This is a genomic window from Aeromonas sp. S18(2024) (assembly GCF_041402525.1).
GTDB lineage: Bacteria > Pseudomonadota > Gammaproteobacteria > Enterobacterales > Aeromonadaceae > Aeromonas > Aeromonas enteropelogenes.
The window spans coordinates 174,677-192,741 of the sequence record NZ_JBGLQV010000006.1; the positions used below are offsets into that span (position 1 = coordinate 174,677).

Here is an 18,065-nt window from a genome sequence, read left to right on the forward strand (position 1 = left end):
GTTAGCAGAGCCCTGCTCCTACACATGAACCGCCGTTGGCATCACTTGAACCATCATGTTTCCAAGTGACTTGTTTGGTTGTGGCATCCACAGTGCCTTTAAGAATATAAGTAGCCCCTGCTACTGAAGCTGCGGAGTTCACGTTTTGTGAGGTCACCGTAATCTTAACGTTAGGTGCTGTATCTGCTGCAAGCGCAACAGAGTTTACATAACCTGCTGCAGATGGCGCGGCAGGGATGCCATATGACCCTTGGGTATAACAGTTGGCGGTGCTGAGGTCTTGAGTTTGAGTACAAACTTCAACTGCTGTTTTTACAGCGCCAGTTGCAGCAATAACTTCTGAAAATTTCGCTTTTTGGGTGTAAGTCTGATATGCCGGCAGTGCGATAGCAGCCAAGATGGCGACGATCGCGACCACGATCATCAATTCGATAAGGGTAAAGCCTGACTGTTTCTTCATTTTAAATATCCTTTTATCCATTGTTCCTGGGAAGTGGCGGTGGAAAACTAACCACGCGTCAATATCTTATCTGAGCGGATGGCGTTGGCAACAAGTGCGCAGGCCCGTCATTAAAGTTTTTGATCCAATCCTCTATTTGGGTGAAAAAAGAGCGAAAACTGACCTGTCTCTGCTTAATTGCCTCCCCCTTCTTTTGTTGCTGGTACAACATATAAAGAAAAGGCGCCGAGGGCGCCTTTTGCAAGTCGAGGGGGCGGTTATGTTGACGGGCCTCTCAATGAGTCTGTTTTAGCTGCCTTATCAAGCCATTACCTATAGAGGTGATGGTATCTGCCAGACATTCGGGTGGCGTAGCCGGAACGGTCACAATCCGTTCAGATAAAGCGCATGGAGAGATCCAGTGCCCGAACATGCTTGGTCAGCGCGCCCACCGAGATATAGTCCACTCCGGTCGCGGCAAACTCGGCCAGAGTCTCCAGGGTAACGTTGCCGGAGACCTCCAGCTTGGCACGCCCCTGATTGATGGCGACCGCTTCGCGCATCATGGCCAGGTCGAAGTTGTCCAGCATCACGATATCGGCACCGGCGGTCAGTGCCTGCTCCAGTTCAGTCAGGGATTCGACCTCGACCTCCACCGGTTTGTCCAGATTGAGGCGACGAGCCTCCTGGATGGCGCCGGCGATGCCGCCACAGGCAAGGATATGGTTCTCCTTGATGAGGTAGGCGTCGAAGAGGCCGATGCGGTGGTTCTTGCCGCCGCCGCAAGTGACGGCGTACTTCTGGGCACTGCGCAAGCCGGGAATTGTCTTGCGGGTGTCGAGCAGGCGGCAGCCGGTCTCTTCCAGCTCGGCCACATAACGGGCGGTGAGGGTGGCGACGCCAGAGAGGGTCTGCACAAAGTTGAGGGCATTGCGCTCGCCGGTCAGCAGCAGACGGGCCGGACCATGGAGGCGGAACAGTTCCTGATTGGGGGAGAGGTGCTCGCCATCTTGCACCAGCCACTCCACCTTCACCTCGCCGCCGAGCTGGGTAAAGACTTCATCCACCCAGGGCTGGCCGCAGAAGACGCCGGCCTCGCGGGTGATAACCCGGGCGCTGGAGATGCGATCGGCGGGGATTAGCTGGGCCGTGATATCAGCGCTGGCATCCGGCTGGTCCAGCGTGGTGAGGGCATCGCCCAGATCTTCGAGTAGTGCGGCGCGCACGGCGCGGCTGACATCCTGTTGAAACATGCCTTATTCCTGCAAGGGTCTGAGCAGCAACTGCCGCTCCTTTTGAACCAGCTCCAGCCGACCGAGGGCATTCATGCCTACCAGCACCTCGTCTCCCTCTGCCGCCGGATTGATGAAGATGGCCAGATCGTACAAGGTCAAAGGGCCCATCGCCAGCGTTTCGATGGTGCCGTTGCCGACCCGGATCATCCCGGCCGCCGTGTTGACCTGGCTGCTGCCATGGGCGGGCAGTCCCAGCCGTTCGGCGACCGGCAGCGGCACGGTTATGCGGGTGGCGCCGGTGTCGAGCAGCAGTTGCACCGGCTGACCGTTGATGGCACCCTCCAGACGATAGTGGCCGCTCTGGTCGGCCCTTAGCAGCAGTTCGCCGCTGGCGGTGACGCTCGGCTGGGAGCGGGAGTGGAAGTAGAGGGTCAGCAGACCCATCAGAGAGAGCCAGGCCAGTAACCAGAACCAGCGCGCCGTTTGCTGCATACCTCATCCATATCGAGCCAAAGATGACCCAGCCTAACACACATTTTTCCATCGACGCCGCCGGCTGGTGCCGGGAGGCACGCCGGGTTCCGTCCCCCCATCACAACGAGCGCCCCGTACCGGACGATATCTCCCTGCTGGTGGTGCACGGCATCAGCCTGCCCCCCGGCGAGTTTGGCGGCCCCTTTATCGACGATCTCTTTATGGGCAGGCTGGATCCCGGGGCTCATCCCTATTTTGCCGACATCCATCAGCTGCGGGTCTCGGCCCACTGCCTGATCCGTCGCGATGGCGAACTGGTGCAATATGTGCCGTTTGGCGCCCGCGCCTGGCATGCGGGAATATCCAACTGGCAGGGAAGGGAGGCATGCAATGACTTCTCCATCGGTATCGAGCTGGAAGGGACGGACGAGCTTCCCTACACGGAGGCGCAATATGCAGTGCTGATTGGGCTCGCTCGGGCCATCTGTGACCAGTATCCGGCCATCACTCCGGAAAAAATTGTGGGTCATTGCGATATCGCACCTGGGCGCAAGACGGATCCGGGGGACTGCTTCCAATGGCAGGATTTTCGCAAGAAACTCAACGTTTCCTGTAAAAATTAAAATTCACTTTGCCTTTTTAAATCAATGGCTTGCCAATGTGGCGGGCCATTTTTGTTGTTGGTTATCCAAATGTTATTTGTGAGCTATCTCAAGAATATTGGTAAGACCATTTTCTATGAGCTAAATCATGTTTGCACCAATTTACCCCTTAAGTGGTGCCTTTCATTCTTGATTCAGATCATCTTTTGGGTGGACTTTTCAATGCCCCTCTGCTAATTTTCGCCCCATCCATAAAATTGGTAATACCAATTTAACAAAGTAGCCTCATGCCCTATCGCAAGATCACGCAACCCAAGTTAGCTGACGCCATCGTCGCCGAACTGGAACAGATGATTCTGGAAGGCAGCCTGCAGCCGGGACAGAAACTGCCTCCCGAGCGCGAGCTGGCCATCCAGTTTCAGGTTTCGCGCCCCTCCCTGCGCGAAGCCATCCAGCGGCTGGAGGCGCGCGGGTTGCTCTATCGCCGTCAGGGCGGTGGCACTTATGTGCAGAATGCCCTGAGCAAGGGGATCGCCGATCCCCTGTTCGAGCTGCTCAGCACCCACCCCGAGGCCCGCTACGATCTGCTGGAGTTCCGTCATGCGCTGGAAGGCATCTGTGCCTACTACGCCGCATTGCGGGGCACAGAGTCAGATTTCGAGCGGATCCGCAAGGTGCAGATCTCCATCGAGGAGGCTGGGCAGCTGGGGTCGCTGGTGGCGGAATCCGCTGCCGTGACCCAGTTTTATCTGGCGGTGGCCGAGGCCTCCCACAACGTGGTGCTGCTGCACTTGTTGCGGGCCATGAGCCCCATGCTGGAGCAGAATATTCTGCAAAATAACGAGATTTTGAATCGCCGCCCGGGAGTAGTAGCCAAGATCCGTCGCCATCGTGCGAGTCTGATCGAGGCTATTCTTTCGGGGGCTCCGGAGCGGGCCAGAGCTGCTTGTCATGAGCACCTGGCCTTTATCGAGGACACCTTGTTGGATATGCAGAGGGAAGACAGCCGGATCCAGCGATCCATGCGTCGGATCCGTCAGCAGGAAAACTAATCCCACAAGGCTTTCTTTTATTGTCGAATGCTTGCGCCCTTCGCCGTGCAATGCCGTGCAATCACAACAAAATAGGAACCAGCCATGTCTGATATCCTGAAGAACGATGTGGACCCGATAGAAACGCTGGAGTGGCTTGCCTCTCTGGAATCCCTGCTGCGTGAAGAGGGTCCCCAACGCGCTCAGTTCATCCTTGAACAGTTGGCCGAGAAAGCCCGCGCAAGCGGTGTGGACGTGGCTGCCAAGGCAAACCGCGATTACATCAACACCATTCCGTCCAGCGAAGAGCCTGACTACCCGGGCGACCTGGAGATGGAGCGCCGTATTCGCGCCATCATCCGCTGGAACGCCATGATGATCGTGCTGCGCGCCTCCAAGAAAGACCTGGACCTGGGTGGTCACATGTCTTCCTTCGCTTCCTCTGCGACCATCTACGAAGTCTGCTTCAACCACTTCTTCCGTGCCCGCAACGAGAAGGATGGTGGCGACCTGGTTTACTTCCAGGGTCACATCTCCCCGGGCATCTACGCCCGTGCGTTCGCTGAAGGTCGTCTGACCGAAGAGCAGCTGGATAACTTCCGTCAGGAAGTGGATGGCAAGGGTATCCCCTCCTACCCGCACCCGAAACTGATGCCGGACTTCTGGCAGTTCCCGACCGTCTCCATGGGTCTGGGCCCCATCGCTGCCATCTATCAGGCGCGTTTCCTGAAGTACCTGACCGACCGTGGCATCAAGGATTGCTCCGAGCAGACCGTTTACGCTTTCCTGGGTGACGGCGAGATGGACGAGCCGGAAGCCAAGGGCGCCCTGACCGTTGCCGTGCGTGAAAAGCTCGACAACCTGGTGTTCGTGGTCAACTGCAACCTGCAGCGTCTGGATGGCCCGGTTGTCGGCAACGGCAAGGTCATCAACGAGCTGGAAGGCCTGTTCGCCGGCGCCGGCTGGGATGTCACCAAGGTGATCTGGGGCCGCAAGTGGGATGAGCTGCTGCGCAAGGATACCTCCGGCAAGCTGATCCAGCTGATGAACGAGACCGTGGACGGTGACTACCAGACCATGAAGTCCCGCGACGGCGCCTATGTTCGCGAGCACTTCTTCAACCGTTATCCGGAAACTGCCGCGCTGGTCAAAGACATGACCGACGAGGAGATCTTCGCCCTGAACCGCGGTGGTCACGATCCTCGCAAACTGTTTGCTGCTTTCTCCAAAGCCGCAGCAACCAAGGGTAAGCCGACCGTTATCCTGGCCAAGACCATCAAGGGCTATGGCATGGGCGAAGCGGCCGAAGGCAAGAACATCGCTCACCAGGTCAAGAAGATGGAGCTGGACTCCGTGCGTCACCTGCGTGACCGCTTCAGCCTGCCGGTATCCGACGAGCAGCTGGCCGATCTGCCTTACCTGAAGATCGAAGAAGGTACCGAAGAGCACAAGTACCTGCACGCCCGTCGTGCCGCACTGAAGGGCTATGTACCGACCCGTCTGCGCGAGAGCACCACCAAGCTGGAAATCCCGGCACTGGATGCTTTCGGCCCGTTGCTGGGCGAGCAGGCGCGCGAAATCTCCACCACCATGGCGTTCGTGCGTTCCCTGAACGTGATGCTGAAAGACAAGTCCATCGGCAAGCGTATCGTACCGATCCTGGCTGACGAAGCCCGTACCTTCGGTATGGAAGGCCTGTTCCGCCAGATCGGTATCTACAGCCCGCACGGTCAGCAGTACACCCCGCAAGACCGTGACATCGTCTCCTACTACAAGGAAGACAAGCAGGGTCAGGTTCTGCAAGACGGTATCAACGAGCTGGGCGCCATGTCCTCCTGGCTGGCTGCTGCGACCTCTTACAGCACCAACGACTGCCCGATGATCCCGTTCTACATCTACTACTCCATGTTCGGCTTCCAGCGGATCGGCGACATGGCGTGGGCAGCCGGTGACCAGCAAGCCCGTGGCTTCCTGCTGGGTGCGACCTCCGGTCGTACCACGCTCAACGGAGAGGGCTTGCAGCACGAAGATGGTCACAGCCACATCCTGGCCAACACCATCCCGAACTGCGTCTCCTACGACCCGTCCTACGCCTACGAAGTGGCGGTGATCGTACAGGACGGCCTGCGCCGCATGTACGGCGAGAACCCGGAGAACGTGTTCTACTACATCACCACTCTCAATGAAAATTATGCCATGCCGGCCATGCCGGAAGGCGCCGAGGAAGGCATCCGCAAGGGTATCTACAAGCTGGAATCCGTGGCCGGCGACAAGGCCAAGGTTCAGCTGCTGGGCTGTGGCTCCATCCTGGGTCACGTGCGCAAGGCCGCCCAGATCCTGGCCACCGAATACGGTGTCGGCTCCGACGTGTTCAGCGTGACTTCCTTCAACGAGCTGGCTCGTGACGGTCAGGACGCGGACCGCTGGAACATGCTGCACCCGACCAGCGAAGCCCGCGTGCCCTACATCGCTCAGGTGCTGGGCACCGAGGCCACTATCGCCGCGACCGACTACATGAAGTCCTTCGCCGATCAGGTCCGTGCCTTCGTTCCGACCGAGAACTACCGCGTGCTGGGTACCGACGGTTACGGCCGTTCCGACAGCCGTGCCAACTTGCGTCGTCACTTCGAAGTGAACGAGTTCTACGTGGTGGTTGCTGCCCTGACCGAGCTGGCCCAGCGCGGCGAGATCGACAAGCAGGTTGTGGCCGAGGCCATCACCAAGTACGGCATCGACGCCGATAAGGTCAACCCGCTGTACGCGTAAGAGGATCAAGTGCCGTGCCGGGACAAGCTGCCCGGCACGGTCTTGCAAAGGTTAACGCGAGATGCGCGTGAGGCTGTCAGCCAGCAACGCGGATGTACGCAAGAGGATAAAGCACAATGTCCAAACAGATTATGGTGCCGGATATCGGCGCCGATGAGGTTGAAGTTACCGAGATCATGGTAGCCGTGGGTGACAAGGTCGAGCTCGACCAGTCCATCATCGCGGTAGAAGGCGACAAGGCCTCCATGGAAGTCCCGGCGCCGGCCGCCGGCATCGTTAAAGAGATCCTGATCAAGGTGGGCGACAAGGTTGCCACCGGTTCCCAGATCATGATCTTCGAAGCAGAAGGCGCTGCCGCCGCACCTGCAGAAGTGGCTGCACCGGTTGCAGCTGCCCCTGCCGCCGCTCCTGCTGCTGCCGCCCGTCAGGACGTTCACGTACCGGACATCGGTGGTGACGAAGTCGAAGTCACCGAGATCATGGTTGCCGTGGGCGACGTGGTCGAGGCCGACCAGTCCATCATCGCCGTGGAAGGTGACAAAGCCTCCATGGAAGTGCCGGCACCGTTCGCCGGCCGCGTGGTCGAGATCAAGGTTGCCGCCGGCGCCAAGGTTTCCACCGGCTCCCTGGTGATGGTCTTTGAAGTGGCTGGTGCCGCTCCTGCCGTTGCTGCTGCACCGGCCCAGGCTGCCGCTCCCGTGGCTGCTGCCCCGGTTGCCGCCGCTGCCAAAGAGGTCAATGTACCGGATATCGGTGGTGACGAAGTGGAAGTCACCGAGATCATGGTGGCCGTGGGTGACAAGGTTGAAGCCGACCAGTCCCTGATCGCCGTGGAAGGTGACAAGGCCTCCATGGAAGTCCCGGCTCCGTTCGCCGGTGTGGTCAAGGAAATCAAGGTGAAGGCGGGTGACAAGGTCTCCACCGGATCGCTCATCATGGTGTTCGAAGTGGCTGGCGCCGCGCCGGCTGCCGTGGCTGCTCCGGCCCCTGCCGCAGCCCCGGCTCCGGCTCCGGTTGCTGCCCCTGCGCCGGTCGCCCAGGCTGCTGCCGCCTCCGACTTCGTCGCCAACGATGCCTACGTCCACGCCTCTCCGGCGGTGCGCCGTCTGGCTCGCGAGTTCGGCGTCAACCTGGCCAAGGTGAAAGCCTCCGGTCGCAAGGGTCGCATCGTCAAAGAAGACGTACAGGCCTACGTGAAGGATGCGGTCAAGCGCGCCGAGTCCGTTCCGGCTGCAGGTCAAGGCTCTGGCAACGGCATGAGCGTACTGCCGTGGCCGAAGGTCGATTTCAGCAAGTTCGGTGACGTGGAAGAGGTCGAACTGACCCGCATCCAGAAGATCTCTGGTCCGAATCTGCACCGCAACTGGGCCATGATCCCTCATGTCACCCAGTTCGACGAAGCCGATACCACCGAGCTGGAAGCGTTCCGCAAAGAACAGAACGTGCTGGCCGAGAAGCAGAAGCTGGACGTGAAGATCACTCCGCTGGTGTTCATCCTGAAAGCCGCCGCCAAGGCCCTGGAAGCCCATCCGCGCTTCTGCAGCTCCCTGTCCGAAGATGGCAGCAAGCTGATCATGAAGAAGTACATCCACATCGGTGTGGCGGTGGATACCCCCAACGGTCTGGTTGTGCCGGTCGTGCGCGACGTCAACAAGAAGGGCATCATCGAGCTGTCCCGCGATCTGGCCGAGATCTCCAAGAAGGCTCGTGCTGGCAAGCTGACCGCGTCCGACATGCAGGGCGGCTGCTTCACCATCTCCAGCCTGGGTGGCATCGGTGGTACCAGCTTTACCCCGATCGTCAATGCGCCGGAAGTGGCCATCCTGGGCGTCTCCAAGTCCGAGATGAAGCCGAAGTGGAACGGCAAGGAGTTCGTGCCGCGCCTGATGCTGCCGCTGGCTCTGAGCTACGACCACCGCGTTATCGATGGTGCCGATGGAGCTCGCTTCATCACCACAATGAATGGCGTACTGTCCGACATTCGTCGACTGGTCCTGTAAGTGAGAGGGCGGGCCCAGAGCCTGCCCTTTTTACTTCTCATTTCGTTAACAGGATTGTAAACTTGCCCCGTTTTTTTCACGGCTGCAGCCGCCTTGCCTGGTTTAAGACTGCGCTGTCCGGGGATATAAGAACGACAAAGAGGTCATGATGAGTAAAGAAATCAAAACCCAGGTCGTAGTACTGGGTGCTGGCCCTGCCGGTTATTCCGCTGCTTTCCGCGCCGCCGATCTGGGCCTGGATACCATTATCGTCGAGCGTTACTCCACCCTGGGTGGCGTCTGCCTGAACGTGGGTTGCATTCCCTCCAAGGCCCTGCTGCACGTCGCCAAAGTCATTGAAGAAGCCAAGGCGCTGGCCGAGCACGGCATCGTCTTCGGTGCCCCGCAGACCGATATCGATAAAGTGCGTCTGTGGAAAGAGAAGGTCATTACCCAGCTGACCGGCGGTCTGGCCGGTATGGCCAAGATGCGTAAGGTTCAGGTTGTGAACGGTTTCGGCAAGTTCACCGGCCCGAACACTCTGGAAGTGGAAGGCGCTGATGGCAAGACCACCATCACCTTCGACAACGCCATCATCGCGGCCGGTTCCCGCCCGGTGAAACTGCCGTTCATCCCCCATGACGATCCCCGCGTATGGGACTCTACCGACGCGCTGGAGCTGAAAACCGTTCCCGGCAAACTGCTGGTTATCGGTGGCGGCATCATCGGTCTGGAGATGGGTACCGTGTACTCCTCCCTGGGCTCCGAGATCGACGTGGTGGAATTTGCCGACCAGCTGGTACCGGCTGCCGACAAAGACATCGTCAAGATCTACACCAAGCGTGTGGCCAAGAAATTCAACATCATGCTGGAGACCAAGGTCACCGCAGTTGAAGCCCGTGAAGACGGCCTGTACGTCTCCTACGAAGGCAAACACGCCCCGGCCGAGCCGGTTCGTTACGACAACGTGCTGGTTGCCGTAGGCCGCGTGCCGAACGGCAAGATGCTGGACGCCGAGAAGGCGGGCGTTGCCGTCAACGAGCGCGGTTTCATCGAGGTGGACAAGCAGCTGCGTACCAACGTGGCCCACATCCACGCCATCGGTGACATCGTCGGTCAGCCCATGCTGGCCCACAAGGGTGTTCACGAAGGTCACGTTGCTGCTGAAGTCATCGCTGGCAAGAAGCACTACTTCGACCCGAAAGTGATCCCGTCCATCGCCTACACCGAGCCGGAGATGGCCTGGGTTGGTCTGACCGAGAAGGAAGCCAAGCAACAGGGTCTGAACTTCGAAGTCGCCACCTTCCCGTGGGCAGCTTCCGGTCGCGCCATCGCCTCCGATTGCTCCGACGGCATGACCAAGCTGATCTTCGACAAGGAGAGCGGCCGCGTCATCGGTGGTGCCATCGTGGGTACCAACGGTGGTGAACTGCTGGGTGAAATCGGTCTGGCCATCGAAATGGGTGCCGACGCCGAAGATATCGCCCTGACCATCCACGCTCACCCGACTCTGCACGAGTCCGTGGGTCTGGCTGCCGAAGTGTTCGAAGGCTCCATCACTGACCTGCCGAACGCCAAGGCCAAGAAGAAAAAGTAATTTTCTTCAATTGGTTGCACAAGAAAGCCGCTCAATCGAGCGGCTTTTTTTGTTGCTGTACTTTTTATTGATGCCTATTACTGCACTTCCCGTTGCAGCTCATGCGGCCTGGTCGAGAGTCACTGCCTTTAGCAGCGTCCCTTCTTCGCCTGGCCCGGTGGGCAGAAGGTGCCGTAGCCGTCCCTGCTGCCATCACTGATGCGGATGCGGGCGTCATCGACGCTCACATCGGCACTGTGTACCCGTACCGGTCCACTGCTGCAGGCACTGAGCAGTCCCCCCAGCAACATCACGACAACCAGCTTGCTCATACTGCCTCCTGTTTTTCCCTGAGTATGAGGCATTTCCTGCCTTTGGAGCAGAGAGGGCGAGGGGGCTGCGTCATGGTATGGCGCGACCATGAAAAAGGGCGCCAGGGCGCCCCCGAATAATCCCACAATGCTCATCAGAGGCGGAAGCTGCCGACCAGTTTATCGAGCTGGCCGGAGAGCTGCTGCAGGCTGCGACTCGATTCGGTCAGCTGGTGGGCAATGTCGGCGGTCTCCATGGTGAGCTGGTTGATGTCCTCCACGTTGCGGTTGATCTCGCCCACCACGCTGGACTGTTCCTCGGTGGCGGTGGCCACCTGGATGTTCATATCGCTGATCTGGGTGATGTGGGCGGTGATCTGGCCGAGCGCTCCGTTGGCCTCATCTGCCTGGTTCACCACTTCCAGACTCTGGTTGCGGCCCCGGGCCATGGCGCTGACCGCACGGGCACTCTGCTCCTGCAGCCGGTTGATCATCTCCTGGATCTCCGCGGTGGAGGCGGCGGAGCGGCTGGCGAGGTTGCGCACCTCGTCGGCTACCACGGCGAAGCCGCGGCCCTGCTCCCCGGCCCGGGCCGCCTCGATGGCAGCGTTGAGGGCCAGCAGGTTGGTCTGCTCCGAGATGCTGCGGATGGTGTCGAGGATGCTGCCGATGGAGTCGGTCTGGCTGGCCAGGGATTCAATGACGCCAGCCACCTGCTCGATCTCGCCGGAGAGATCGACGATGCCGTGGCGGGCCTGGGCGACTACCTGGGCCCCCGCATCCGCCTGATCGTTGGCCTGTTTCGCCACGTCTGCCGCCAGCGACGCATTGCCGGCGATCTCGCTCACCGTTGCCCCCATCTCGTGGATGGCGGTGGCCACCTGCACGGTGCGGTCGCGCTGGGCGGTGCAGTTGTGCTGGGTCAGTTGCGCCTTGTCGGCCACCTCGTTGGCGGTCGCGGCCAGTTGGCGGGAGTTGTCGGCCACCTGCTCGATGGAGGCGTGGATCTTGGCCACGAAGTTGTTGAAACCGCTGGCCACCTGGGCCAGCTCGTCACGCCCTTCCACCTTGAGGCGGCGGGTCAGATCGCCATCGCCGCTGCCAAGCTCCTTGAACAACCCGGCCAGGTCGTTGAGCGGGCGGCTCACCGAGCCCGCCAGCAGCATGCCCATGGCGCCCATGGCCAGCGCGATGACAAGAGAGATCATCAGGATCTCGTTGCGGGTCTGGGCCAGCCCGGCATAGATCTCGGCCTGGGGCACCTGGGTGACCAGATACCAGTCCAGCATGGGGATATAGCTGCTGGCCAGCACCATGGGTTGGCCGTCCACCTCGGCGTTGATGACGGCGAAGGGACGCTTGGCGAGCAGGCTGGCACTGTCACCGCTGACCAGCGCGCCCAGGGTATCGCGATCGATATGACTGGCGTTGGGGTGTAGCTTCACCTTGCCGCTGCCATCGACCATGAAGACGATGCCGCTTTGCTCAAGCCGGAAGCTGGAGACCATGGCGACCATGGCATCGAGGGATTTGGCAAATCCGGCCAGGCCGCGGCCATCGAGTTGCTGGAAATTGACGAACAGCTTCATCTCGCCGTTGCTTTCGCGAAAGATGCTGAGAGTCATCTCCTTCTGGCTCTTGGTGTAGTCGTAGAACCAGGCATCCTGGGTCGGTGTCAGGTTGCGCAGGAAGCCGTCCTGGTTGTAGTAGGCCGCGCTCTGGCGATCGGCGAAGGAGGCGGTCACCAGACCATACTGGCTGGCCACGTCCTTGAGCTGGTTGATCAGGATGGGTTCCTGCTCCTTGGGCATCCCCCTGTCCACCCAGTCGAGGATGAAGCGATCGGTGGCCAGCTGCCGTGCCGCCTGGGCGATCCCCTTGAGATCCTGTTCGATCTCCTTGCTGATCCGCTGGGTCAGGTTGGGTAGCTCCTGCTCGAACATCCGCTTCTCGATCAGCTGCTGGGCCGAACGCTGGCTGAAGTAGCCCACCAGCAGGCAGGAGAGCACGACGGCCAGAGTGATGGTGGCCAGGATTTTCTGTTTGAGTGTCAGGCTTGCAAGCATAGGAGTGACTCGGGTGGAGGAACACGGGATGAGCTGATATTAGCGGCCTGGGGGCCATGCCCTTGAGCCACGGGCCGTCTTTATTCACAGATTACGTTTGCGCTCACAGGAGGCGAATCCCGTATGGCGCCCATGATGCGACCCGGCGAGCGTTTGGCGCACGGATGCTGTTTGCGATCATCGGAGCGGCCCTTATAGTAGGGGCCAATCCTGGTGAGTAATCCCCCCTGAATGATATGGAAAATATGATGCGCTGCTGTCGTGCGGGATGGACCCGTCTGTTTCTGCTACTCCTGGCTCTCTGCCCCCTGCTGGTGCATGCAAGCGAAGGGAGTCGCCCCAAGGTCGCTCTGGTACTGAGTGGGGGCGGGGCCAAGGGCTCGGCCCATATCGGCATCCTCAAGGTGCTGGAGGAGAAGCGGATCCCGGTCGACATCATAGTGGGTACCAGCATGGGCTCCTATGTGGCGGGGATGTACGCCATGGGGCTCAGCGCCGAGGAGGTGGAGCGCACCACCCTCGCCATCGACTGGAACAAAGGCTATCAGGACAAGGTCGGCCGCAACGAGCTCTCCCTGCGCAAGAAGCAACAGAGCGAGCAGTACCAGCTGCGCACCGATATCGGGGTTAACGGCGATACCACCCAGCTGCCGGACGGTTTCTTCCAGGGGCAGTCCATGGCCAGCCTGCTGCGCCACGCCACCTCCAACCTGCCGGTGCAGAAGAGCTTCGACGATCTGCCCATCCCTTATCGCGCCATGGCGACCGATATGGAGACGGTGACGCCCTTCGTGCTGGATCATGGCAGCCTTGCCAAGGCGATGCAGGCCTCCATGTCTATTCCCGGCGCGCTCAAGCCGGTGGAGTGGGAGGGGCATATCCTGGCGGACGGGGGAAGCGTCAACAACATGCCGGTGGATGTGGCCAAGGCGATGGGGGCCGACGTGGTGATCGCGGTGGATATCGGCGCCAAGCTGCGCACCAAGGAATCCCTCAAGTCAGGGCTTGCCATGATCGATCAGCTCACCACCTACATGACCCAGGTGGGCACGGAGAAGCAGAAGGCGCTGTTGGGGCCCGACGACATACTGCTCGTGCCCGAGTTCGGCGACATGGGGATCGCCGATTTCAGCCGCATGCCGGAGGGGATCAAGATAGGGGAGGTGACGGCCGGCAAGGCGTCGGCGCAGCTTGAACGCCTCTCCCTGAGCAAGGCCGAGTACAACGACTACCGCAATCTCAAGCTGAGCCGGCGCGCTGAGCGCAGCGGCCAGCCCGCCTACTTTATCGACAAGGTGGAGATCCTCAACAAGTCGCGACTCTCCGACGAGACGGTACGCGCCATGCTGAAGGTACGGCCCGACAAGATCCAGACCAACGAGAGCCTGGAAGCGGGGATCCGCCGCCTCTATGCCCTGGAGTCGTTCGATCGCATCACCTACGAGGTGGAGGAGCGGGACGGGGAGAACGTGCTGGTGGTGGATGCCAGCGAGAAGAACTGGGGCCCGGGTTACCTTAACTTCCAGTTCGGCTTCACCGATGACTTCGAAAACACCTCCAACTACAACGTGGGCATGTCCTACACCCTGACCAACGTCAACGACTGGGGGGCCGAGTGGCTGACCGAGGCGTCGCTGGGCACGGCCAAGCACATCAAGACCGATTTCTATACGCCGCTGGAGCCCTCCCAGACCTTCTATGGCGAGGCCAGCCTGGCCTATGACCAGACCGACCGCCGCCTGTTCAATCCGGTGCCGGACGAGATCGACCTGAACTACCTCGATACCGACTACTCCTTCTTCAGCGCGGATCTGGCCATCGGCTGGAATCGCCAACCCTGGAGCCGCCTCTCCATGGGCCTGGAGGGACAGACCGGCAAGGTGGATCTGCAAAACTTCAGGAATTACAGCGTGGATGCGACGGCTTGGGGCCCTTATGTGCGTTTCGAGCACGATAACCTCGACAGCCTCTATTTCCCCTATGAAGGGGTCAAATGGGACATCAAGCTGGGCCACTCTCACGTCAACTTCGAGGGGCCGGAGGATCTGAATGATCGCAGCGAGGGGTGGAACTACCACCTTTCCATGATCAAACCCTGGTCCTGGGATCGCCACAGCCTCAACCTGATACTGGAAGGGGGGGGCTCCGGCAGCGAGGAGGCGGTCCCCCTGCACATCCAGGATCTGGGTGGCCTGTTTCGCCTCTCCGGCTTCCAGCGTTACCAGCTGAGCGGCCGCTACAGCCTGTTTGGCGGGCTGCGCTACATCTATCGGGTGGCCGACAACGACTTCGGCGCATTCAGAATGCCGCTCTACCTGGGGGGCTCCCTGGAGCAGGGTGGGGTCTGGAACAAGGGCAAGGACATCGGCATGGGGAGCTCCTTCACCGCGGGTTCCGTCTATGTGGGGGTGGAGAGCTTCCTCGGCCCCGTCTTCCTCGGCTATGGCATGGCGGAGGGGGGCAATGATGTCTTCTATCTGCAATTGGGCAGTACGTTCGAATAATGCGAAAATGATGCTGATTTGTTAAGTCTGGTTATGGCTGATTTTTAAATTTCCAAAAAAATAGATAGCGATTAATTGGTTATGAGTTTGCGGTGAATAAGTAAACAGCGTTTGGATTTTAATTAGTCGTTAAAACTTATATAGTGGGGAGCACCCTACAGGGTGTCCCGCAAGGACGATCGCCGCGAGCGTGGGCGAACCCCAAAAAAAGACCAAAGAGGAATTAGTCGTGCTTGAAACTTACCGTAAACACGTCGCAGAACGTGCCGCCGAGGGCATAGTTGCCAAACCTCTGGATGCTGAGCAAGTCGCCGCCCTGGTCGAGTTGCTCAAGAATCCGCCCGCCGGCGAAGAAGACTTTCTGAAAGAGCTGTTGTCCTCCCGAATTCCCCCTGGCGTTGATGAAGCGGCTTACGTGAAGGCCGGTTTCCTCACCGCCGTCGCCAAGGGCGAGGCCCATTCCCCCATCCTGACTGCCGCGCAAGCCGTCGAGCTGCTCGGTACCATGCAGGGGGGTTACAACATTCAGCCGCTGATCGACCTGCTGGATGACGCAACGCTGGCCCCTCTTGCTGCCAAGGGCCTCTCCCACACTCTGCTGATGTTCGACTCCTTCCACGACGTGGAAGAGAAGGCCAAGGCGGGCAACGCCCACGCCAAGCAGGTGATGCAATCCTGGGCCGATGCCGAGTGGTTCCTCTCCCGTCCCGAGCTGGCCGGCAAGATCACCGTCACCGTCTTCAAGGTGACCGGCGAGACCAACACCGACGACCTGTCGCCGGCGCCGGACGCCTGGTCCCGCCCGGACATTCCGTTGCATGCCCTGGCCATGCTGAAAAACGCCCGTCCCGGCATTACCCCGGACAAGGATGGCGTGGTCGGCCCCGTCAAGACCATCGATGCGCTGAAAGAGAAAGGTTTCCCGCTCGCCTATGTGGGTGACGTGGTCGGTACCGGCTCTTCCCGCAAATCCGCCACCAACTCTGTGCTCTGGTTCATGGGCGACGATATCCCGTTCGTGCCGAACAAGCGTGCCGGTGGTGTTTGCCTTGGCGGCAAGATTGCCCCGATCTTCTTCAACACCATGGAAGATGCCGGCGCCCTGCCCATCGAGGTAGACGTCTCTGCGCTTGCGATGGGCGATGTCATCGACATCTACCCGTACCAGGGCAAGATCTGCAAGCACGGCACCGAAGAAGTGCTGGCCCAGTTTGAACTGAAAACCGACGTGCTGATCGACGAAGTGCGCGCCGGTGGCCGAATTCCGCTCATCATCGGTCGCGGCCTGACCGACAAGGCCCGCGAAGCGCTGGGTCTGCCGTTCTCCACCGTGTTCCGTCGTCCGCAACCTGTCGCCGACACCGGCAAGGGCTTCACCTTGGCCCAGAAGATGGTGGGCAAGGCGTGCGGCGTGCAGGGCATTCGTCCGGGTACCTACTGCGAACCCAAGATGACTACCGTCGGCTCCCAGGACACCACGGGCCCGATGACCCGCGACGAGCTCAAAGATCTGGCCTGCCTCGGCTTCTCCGCCGACCTGACCATGCAGTCCTTCTGCCACACCGCTGCTTATCCCAAGCCCATCGACGTGCAGACCCACCACACCCTGCCGGACTTCATCATGAACCGCGGCGGTGTCTCTCTGCGTCCGGGTGACGGCGTCATCCACTCCTGGCTGAACCGTATGCTGCTGCCGGATACCGTAGGTACCGGTGGTGACTCCCACACCCGTTTCCCCATCGGGATCTCCTTCCCGGCGGGCTCCGGTCTGGTGGCCTTCGCCGCCGCCACCGGTGTGATGCCGCTGGACATGCCGGAATCCGTGCTGGTGCGCTTCAAGGGCGAGCTGCAGCCGGGCATCACCTTGCGTGACCTGGTCCATGCCATCCCCTACGCCGCCATCCAGAAGGGGCTGCTGACCGTCGAGAAAGCGGGCAAGAAGAACATCTTCTCCGGCCGTATCCTCGAGATCGAAGGTCTGCCGACCCTGAAGGTGGAGCAGGCGTTCGAGCTGGCGGACGCCAGCGCCGAGCGCTCTGCCGCCGGTTGCACCATCAAGCTGGATAAAGAGCCGATCATCGAGTATCTGAAGTCCAACATCGTGATGCTCAAGTGGATGCTCTCCGAAGGCTACGGCGATGTACGCACCATTACCCGCCGTATCAAGGGGATGGAAGAGTGGCTGGCCAACCCGACCCTGATGGAAGCGGACAAGGACGCCGAGTACGCCGAAATCATCGAGATCGATCTGGCCACCATCAAGGAGCCCATCCTGTGTGCGCCGAACGATCCGGACGACGCCCGCCTGCTGAGCAGCGTGGCCGGCGACCAGATCGACGAGGTGTTCATCGGCTCCTGCATGACCAACATCGGCCACTTCCGCGCCGCCGGCAAACTGCTCGAGAAGTACCAGGGCGAGCTGCCGACCCGCATGTGGATAGCGCCCCCCACCAAGATGGACAAGGATCAGCTGACCGAAGAGGGCTACTACGGCATCTTCGGCCGGGTCGGTGCCCGCATCGAAATACCCGGCTGTTCCCTCTGCATGGGCAACCAGGCGCGGGTAGCGGAAGGGGCCTCCGTGGTCTCCACCTCCACCCGCAACTTCCCGAACCGTCTGGGCAAGGGGGCCAACGTCTATCTGGCTTCTGCCGAACTGGCTGCGGTTGCCGCCATCCTCGGCAAGATCCCGACCGTGGAAGAGTACCTGCAGTATGCCAAGGCGCTGGACGCTACCGCGGCCGACACCTATCGCTACCTGAACTTCAACGAGATCGCCTCCTACACCAAGAAGGCCGATGCGGTGATCCTGCAGCAGGCGGTATAACCGCTCTTCACCGGAGTCCGTATCGGAAATAAATCATAATGCCGCGTCTCGACGCGGCATTATTCGTTTCTATGGGGGCCTCTTGCTGCGGGAGCGGCTGGTACAAGTGTGATCTGGTCACAGTTTCATCGGTTCGTTTTATAAACGCTTTGCGTTATGTTATTCGGTTATGAGCGGTAGCGATGAGTCATCGTTACCTGTGTAACCCGACTCTTGGTCTAGTGCAGCGTCTGCCTGGGCAGGCCTGACAGCTTG

12 protein-coding genes are annotated in these 18,065 nt (G+C 60.2%); 7 read left to right on the plus strand and 5 right to left on the minus strand.

From position 1 onward, the window contains the following. Nucleotide 1: 1 nt before the first annotated feature. The 3 genes from ACB034_RS12280 to ACB034_RS12290 all read right to left on the minus strand — a co-directional run bounded on the left by ACB034_RS12280 (nucleotide 2) and on the right by ACB034_RS12290 (nucleotide 2,166). Nucleotides 2-460: a prepilin-type N-terminal cleavage/methylation domain-containing protein gene (locus tag ACB034_RS12280; protein WP_371172926.1), complete on the minus strand. Its 459-nt coding sequence runs from the start codon at nucleotides 458-460 to the stop codon at nucleotides 2-4. Nucleotides 461-834: 374 nt separating this feature from the next. Further along, nucleotides 835-1,692 carry a carboxylating nicotinate-nucleotide diphosphorylase gene (gene nadC / locus ACB034_RS12285; protein WP_371172927.1) on the minus strand — a complete coding sequence of 286 codons (858 nt, stop codon included), beginning with the start codon at nucleotides 1,690-1,692 and terminating at the stop codon, nucleotides 835-837. 3 nt (nucleotides 1,693-1,695) lie between these two features. Next, nucleotides 1,696-2,166: a TIGR02281 family clan AA aspartic protease gene (locus ACB034_RS12290; protein ID WP_042025097.1), complete on the minus strand. Its 471-nt coding sequence runs from the start codon at nucleotides 2,164-2,166 to the stop codon at nucleotides 1,696-1,698. A gap of 23 nt (nucleotides 2,167-2,189) precedes the next feature. Here ACB034_RS12290 and ampD point away from each other — a divergent pair, with 23 nt between their 5' ends. From ampD to lpdA, 5 genes are all read left to right on the plus strand, one after another. Beyond that, the gene (gene ampD / locus ACB034_RS12295; protein ID WP_371172928.1) at nucleotides 2,190-2,771 is read left to right on the plus strand and encodes a 1,6-anhydro-N-acetylmuramyl-L-alanine amidase AmpD; all 582 of its coding nucleotides are present in this window, start codon (nucleotides 2,190-2,192) and stop codon (nucleotides 2,769-2,771) included. A gap of 266 nt (nucleotides 2,772-3,037) precedes the next feature. Beyond that, complete coding sequence (pdhR, locus tag ACB034_RS12300) at nucleotides 3,038-3,802, plus strand: pyruvate dehydrogenase complex transcriptional repressor PdhR (RefSeq protein ID WP_026456603.1); 765 nt, start codon at nucleotides 3,038-3,040, stop codon at nucleotides 3,800-3,802. 84 nt (nucleotides 3,803-3,886) lie between these two features. Continuing rightward, on the plus strand, nucleotides 3,887-6,547 hold the full coding sequence (gene aceE, locus ACB034_RS12305) for a pyruvate dehydrogenase (acetyl-transferring), homodimeric type (RefSeq protein ID WP_042070798.1): 2,661 nt from the start codon (nucleotides 3,887-3,889) through the stop codon (nucleotides 6,545-6,547). A gap of 116 nt (nucleotides 6,548-6,663) precedes the next feature. Continuing rightward, entirely contained in the window at nucleotides 6,664-8,547 is a 1,884-nt protein-coding gene (aceF, locus tag ACB034_RS12310; protein WP_371172929.1) for a pyruvate dehydrogenase complex dihydrolipoyllysine-residue acetyltransferase, read from the plus strand. Between the two features lie 148 nt (nucleotides 8,548-8,695). Next, nucleotides 8,696-10,123, plus strand: coding sequence for a dihydrolipoyl dehydrogenase (gene lpdA / locus ACB034_RS12315; protein WP_042025101.1), 1,428 nt, complete (start codon nucleotides 8,696-8,698; stop codon nucleotides 10,121-10,123). 128 nt (nucleotides 10,124-10,251) lie between these two features. On the opposite strand, the gene ACB034_RS12320 is transcribed toward lpdA, so the two are convergent. Both ACB034_RS12320 and ACB034_RS12325 read right to left on the minus strand, forming a co-directional pair. Next, nucleotides 10,252-10,434, minus strand: coding sequence for a hypothetical protein (locus tag ACB034_RS12320; protein ID WP_026456693.1), 183 nt, complete (start codon nucleotides 10,432-10,434; stop codon nucleotides 10,252-10,254). 134 nt (nucleotides 10,435-10,568) lie between these two features. Beyond that, nucleotides 10,569-12,479 (minus strand): methyl-accepting chemotaxis protein, encoded by a 1,911-nt coding sequence (locus ACB034_RS12325; protein WP_371172930.1) that lies wholly within the window; start codon nucleotides 12,477-12,479, stop codon nucleotides 10,569-10,571. A 248-nt stretch (nucleotides 12,480-12,727) separates the two neighbouring features. Between ACB034_RS12325 and ACB034_RS12330 the strand changes: the two genes are divergently transcribed. Both ACB034_RS12330 and acnB read left to right on the plus strand, forming a co-directional pair. Beyond that, complete coding sequence (locus ACB034_RS12330; RefSeq protein ID WP_371172931.1) at nucleotides 12,728-14,983, plus strand: patatin-like phospholipase family protein; 2,256 nt, start codon at nucleotides 12,728-12,730, stop codon at nucleotides 14,981-14,983. 229 nt (nucleotides 14,984-15,212) lie between these two features. Continuing rightward, a complete protein-coding gene (gene acnB, locus ACB034_RS12335; protein ID WP_371172932.1) occupies nucleotides 15,213-17,810 on the plus strand; it encodes a bifunctional aconitate hydratase 2/2-methylisocitrate dehydratase in 2,598 nt (865 codons plus the stop codon). Nucleotides 17,811-18,065 lie beyond the last annotated feature (255 nt).

Excerpts from the sequence above, each read along its gene's own strand:
- ACB034_RS12280 (WP_371172926.1), bottom strand. The coding sequence starts at position 460 with ATGAAGAAACAGTCAGGCTTTACCCTTATCGAATTGATGATCGTGGTC.
- nadC (WP_371172927.1), bottom strand. The coding sequence starts at position 1,692 with ATGTTTCAACAGGATGTCAGCCGCGCCGTGCGCGCCGCACTACTCGAA.
- ACB034_RS12290 (WP_042025097.1), bottom strand. The coding sequence starts at position 2,166 with ATGCAGCAAACGGCGCGCTGGTTCTGGTTACTGGCCTGGCTCTCTCTG.
- ampD (WP_371172928.1), top strand. The coding sequence starts at position 2,190 with ATGACCCAGCCTAACACACATTTTTCCATCGACGCCGCCGGCTGGTGC.
- pdhR (WP_026456603.1), top strand. The coding sequence starts at position 3,038 with ATGCCCTATCGCAAGATCACGCAACCCAAGTTAGCTGACGCCATCGTC.
- aceE (WP_042070798.1), top strand. The coding sequence starts at position 3,887 with ATGTCTGATATCCTGAAGAACGATGTGGACCCGATAGAAACGCTGGAG.
- aceF (WP_371172929.1), top strand. The coding sequence starts at position 6,664 with ATGTCCAAACAGATTATGGTGCCGGATATCGGCGCCGATGAGGTTGAA.
- lpdA (WP_042025101.1), top strand. The coding sequence starts at position 8,696 with ATGAGTAAAGAAATCAAAACCCAGGTCGTAGTACTGGGTGCTGGCCCT.
- ACB034_RS12320 (WP_026456693.1), bottom strand. The coding sequence starts at position 10,434 with ATGAGCAAGCTGGTTGTCGTGATGTTGCTGGGGGGACTGCTCAGTGCC.
- ACB034_RS12325 (WP_371172930.1), bottom strand. The coding sequence starts at position 12,479 with ATGCTTGCAAGCCTGACACTCAAACAGAAAATCCTGGCCACCATCACT.
- ACB034_RS12330 (WP_371172931.1), top strand. The coding sequence starts at position 12,728 with ATGCGCTGCTGTCGTGCGGGATGGACCCGTCTGTTTCTGCTACTCCTG.